Source organism: Archangium sp. (genome assembly GCF_036389735.1).
Classification (GTDB): Bacteria; Myxococcota; Myxococcia; order Myxococcales; family Myxococcaceae; genus Archangium.
This window is the reverse complement of record NZ_DASVWK010000631.1, coordinates 1-4,437: the sequence shown is the minus strand read 5'-3', so window position 1 is coordinate 4,437 and position 4,437 is coordinate 1. Positions and strand designations below refer to the sequence as shown.

The following is a 4,437-nucleotide window of genomic DNA, read 5'->3' as shown; positions in this document are numbered from 1 at the left end:
CCGGCCGCCGGAAGGGGCCGGGGTAGTGGTGATGGAGGAGGTGGACGGGCGGGACGTGGGCCCGCTGGAGAGCGGCGTCCGGGCCGGCAACGCGGCCTACGTCCTCTACACCTCGGGCAGCACGGGGCGGCCCAAGGGCGTCGAGGTGACGCACGAGGGCGCGTGCGATCTCATCCGAGGCAAGGCGCGGGCGCTGGGCGTGGGGGCGGAGAGCCGGGTGATGCAGTTCTCCTCGCTGGGCTTCGACGTCTCCCTCTGGGACTACCTGTTGACGGTGGCGGTGGGCGCGACGTTGTACGTGCCCGCGGGAGGGAAGGTGCCGTTGGGGGAGGAGCTGCGGCGCGAGCTGGTGGAGGGCGCGGTGACGGTGCTGTCGCTGCCGCCCTCGGTGCTGGCGCTGCTGCCGGACGAGGGGCTGGAGCACCTGAGGGTGGTGATGGTCGGGGGCGAGGCCTGCCCACCGGAGCTGGTGGAGCGGTGGGGCAGGGGTCGGCGCTTCGTCAACGGGTATGGCCCCACGGAGGTGTCGGTCCTCGCCACGTGGGAGGAGTGCGTGGCGGGCGAAGGGCGGCCTCCCATCGGAAGGCCGCTGGCCAACACGCGGGCCTACGTGGTGGATGGGGCGATGCGGCTGGTGCCCCCGGGCGTGGCCGGAGAGCTGTACCTGGGCGGGCCGGGGCTGGCGCGGGGCTACGTGGGGAGGCCGGAGCTGACGGCGGAGCGCTTCGTACCGGACGCCTTCAGCGGCGAGCCGGGAGCGAGGCTGTACCGGACGGGAGACGTGGTGCGGTGGAGGGCGGACGGGCGGCTCGACTACCTGGGCCGGGTGGACGCCCAGGTGAAGGTGAACGGAGTCCGGGTGGAGCCGGGAGAGGTGGAGACGGCGCTGCGGGAGCTGGCCGGCGCGAGGCAGGCCCATGTGAAGGCCTGGCGGAGTCCCTCGGGCGAGTCGCGGCTCGTGGCGTACGTGGTGCCTGGCGAGGCCACGCCGCGCGAGGAGCGGGAGCTGCGTGCGCGGCTGCGCGAGCGTCTCATGGAGGCGATGGTGCCCTCCGTGTGCGTCTACCTGGAGACCCTGCCGCTCACCTCCAGTGGCAAGGTGGATGGGCGAGCCCTTCCCGCTCCAGAGGAGGTCCGTCCGGGTGGCCGTGCCTTCGTCGCGCCGAGGGATGAGTGGGAGCGCGAGCTGGCGCACGTCTGGGAGGAGGTACTCGGGGTGCGGCCCGTGGGGGTGACGGACTCCTTCTTCGAGCTCGGAGGTCAGTCGTTGCTGGCGGTGCGGTTGGTGGCGCGGCTCCAGGAGCGGCTGGGACGCGCGGTGCCGTTGGCCTCGCTCTTCGAGGCACCCACCATCGAGGCGCTCGCCGTCCGGCTGCGCGCGGGCGTTCCGGCCTCTGTCCAGGGCAATCGCGTCACCCTTCAGCCCGAGGGCATGCTCCCCCCTGTCTTCTGGGTGCACCCGGTGGGCGGCAACGTCCTTTGCTACGCGGAGCTCGCGCGGCACCTCGGCTCCGAGCGGCCCTTCCACGCCTTCCAGGCGACGGGGCTGGACGGGCGAGAGGCGCCCCTCGCGAGCGTGGAGGACATGGCGCGCCGGTACGTGGAGCAGGTGCGCGCCGTCCAGCCCGAGGGGCCCTACCTCCTCGGCGGCTGGTCCCTGGGTGGCGCGGTGGCCTTTGAAATGGCCCGGGAGCTGCGGCGTCAGGGGCAGGAGGTGTCCCTGCTCGCCCTGCTCGACAGCTTCGCTCCCGTCGAATCGCCTCCGCCGGAGCCGGATGAGGCCACGCTCCTCGCGGGCTTCGCGGCGGATCTGGCCCGGAGTGTCGGGCGCGAGGTGCTCCTCGGGCCCGAGTCACTGGCGGGCCTGACGGGCGAGGAGCGGGTGCGCACCCTCTGGACGCATGCCCGCGAGGCCCGGCTGTTGCCTCCCGGCACGGGAGTGGAGGAACTGAGAGCGTTGCTGGAGGTGGCCCGGGCCAACCTGCGCGCGGTGGCCCGGTACAACCCCTCGCCCTACGAAGGGCGGGTGGTGCTGTTCCGGGCGCGGGACGCGCGACGGGGCGCCGAGGTGGAGCCCACGCACGGTTGGGCGCGCCTGGTCTCCTCGGGGTTGAGCGTCGAGGACGTGCCAGGCGATCACCACGGGGTGCTCCGGGCTCCGCACGTCGACGCGCTGGCGGAGCGGCTCGAGCGCTGGCTGCAGGAGACGGAGCTAGGGACCGGGGTCCTGGGCACGGGTTGAGGCCTGGAGGGGCCGTGGACTCCCTGGAGTGGCCAGGGCGTCCGGCGCTCCATGCCCCGCGTCCAGGTAGATGCGCTTGCGCCCGAAGCCTCGGGGGAACTCCACCTTCGCCACCGTGAGCGGGGCGCTCGCGGCGGGCCAGGGGCGGGGGCTCCCAGGATCAGGAGCGGGGGAGGGGAGTGCGATCACCGCGGGGGTGGGAAGGGGCTCGGGCGGAGTGGACGCGGCTCGGGTCTGCTCCTCGCAGCCGGTGGCCGACAGGATCACGGCCAGCAGCCGCATCCACGTGGGAATCTTCAGCATGTTCCCTCGGACCCCGGCCGGGGCGGCGGCGTTCCCCACGTCGTGCGAAATGACAACGGGCAGGTCCCCGTGTGGGAACCCGCCCGTCGTTCACTTCGTCTTCAGCTCGCGACTAGGCGCGGACTTCGGGCGCCACCTCGGACTGAGGAGGCACCGTCTTCTCCCCACCCTCGGGAGGAGTCTTGAAGGGCGACTTCTCCAGCGCCGCCTCCAGCACCTCGTCCATGCGGGTGGCGAAGATGAACTCGATGTCGTTCTTCGCCTGGTCCGGCACGTCCTGGAGGTCCTTGCGGCAGCGCTCGGGCAGGATGACCCGCTTGATGCCCGCGCGGTGAGCCGCCAGCACCTTCTCCTTGATGCCGCCCACCGGCAGCACCAGGCCACGCAGCGTCGCCTCGCCCGTCATCGCCGTGTCGCCACGCACCCGGATGCCCGTCAGCAGGCTGGTGAGCGCCGTGAGGATCGTCACGCCGGCCGAGGGACCATCCTTGGGGATGGAGCCCGCGGGGAAGTGCAGGTGCAGGTCCGTCTTCTCGAGGAAGTTCGGATTGATGCCCAGCACCTCCGCCTTGCTGCGCAGGTAGCTCAAGGCCGCCGTGGCGCTCTCCTTCATCACGTCGCCGAGCTGGCCGGTGAGCGTCATGCCGCCCTTGCCCGCCATCTTCGTCGCCTCGATGAAGAGCAGATCGCCACCCGCCGCCGTCCAGGCCAGACCGGTGGACACGCCCGGAACCTCCGTGCGCTCCGCGACCTCGGAGTAGAACATCTCGGGCCCGAGGATCTCCTGCACCCGCTTGCCGTCGATGTTCTGCTTGTCCGTCTTCCCGCCGGCCACCTCCACCGCCACCGCGCGGCACAGGTCCGCGATGCGGCGCTCGAGGTTACGCACACCGGCCTCACGCGTGTACGAGACCGTCAGCATCAGCAGCGCCTCGTCGGCGACGGTGATGTGGTCCGGGCTCAACCCGTGCTCCTTGAGCTGCTTGGGCACGAGGTGGATGCGCGCGATGCTCTGCTTCTCCTCGAAGGTGTAGCCGGACAGCTCGATGATCTCCATGCGGTCACGCAGCGGCCCGGGGATCGGATCCAACTGGTTCGCCGTGGCGATGAAGAGCACCTTGGACAGGTCGAACGCCACGTCCAGGTAGTGGTCGCTGAACGTGTTGTTCTGCTCGGGATCCAGCACCTCGAGCAGCGCCGCGCTCGGATCCCCGCGGAAGTCCGCGCCCAGCTTGTCGATTTCGTCCAGCATCATCACCGGGTTCTTCGTCCCGGCCTTCTTCATGCTCTGGATGAACCGGCCCGGGAGCGCGCCGACGTAGGTGCGCCGGTGGCCACGGATCTCCGCCTCGTCACGCACACCACCGAGCGACAGGCGCACGAACTTGCGGCCCACCGCCTTGGCGATGCTCTGACCCAGCGACGTCTTGCCGACACCCGGCGGCCCCACCAGGCAGAGGATGGGCCCACGCATGTCGTTCTTGAGCTTGCGCACCGCCAGGTACTCCAGGATGCGCTTCTTGACCTTCTTGATGCCGAAGTGGTCCTTGTCGAGCGTCTGCCGCGCGTTCTCGATGTCGAGGTTGTCCTCGCTGAGCTTGGCCCAGGGCAGGTCCGCGATCCAATCGAGGTAGGTGCGCGCGACGGTGTACTCGCTGGAGGCCGCCGGAATCGTCTTCAGGCGGTTGAGCTCCTTGTTGGCCACCTTCTCCACGTCCGGAGGCAGGCCCGCCTTCTTCAGGCGCTCCTGGAGCTCGTCGAGCTCCTCCTCCTCCTCGCCCATCTCGCCGAGCTCTTCCTTGATCGCCTTGAGCTGCTGGCGCAGGTAGTACTCGCGCTGGGTCTTCGACATCTCGCCCTTCACGGCGGAGTCGATCTTGTTGGAGAGCTTG

General features: G+C 70.7%; 3 protein-coding genes. 1 reads left to right on the top strand and 2 read right to left on the bottom strand.

Annotation, left to right across the window (positions count from 1 at the left end):
• Positions 1 to 2,242: amino acid adenylation domain-containing protein (locus VF794_RS22070; protein WP_331113510.1), on the top strand; the 2,242-nt coding region annotated here is incomplete at its 5' end.
• Here the strand turns inward: VF794_RS22070 and VF794_RS22065 are convergent.
• Both VF794_RS22065 and lon read right to left on the bottom strand, forming a co-directional pair.
• On the bottom strand, positions 2,213 to 2,545 hold the full coding sequence (locus tag VF794_RS22065) for a hypothetical protein (protein ID WP_331113508.1): 333 nt from the start codon (positions 2,543 to 2,545) through the stop codon (positions 2,213 to 2,215). The two genes, VF794_RS22070 and VF794_RS22065, sit on opposite strands and share 30 nt — an antisense overlap.
• A gap of 112 nt (positions 2,546 to 2,657) precedes the next feature.
• Positions 2,658 to 4,437, bottom strand: a 1,780-nt coding sequence (gene lon, locus VF794_RS22060) for an endopeptidase La (RefSeq protein WP_331113506.1), incomplete at its 5' end; no start/stop codon positions are given.

Excerpts from the sequence above, each read along its gene's own strand:
- VF794_RS22065 (WP_331113508.1), bottom strand. The coding sequence starts at position 2,545 with ATGCTGAAGATTCCCACGTGGATGCGGCTGCTGGCCGTGATCCTGTCG.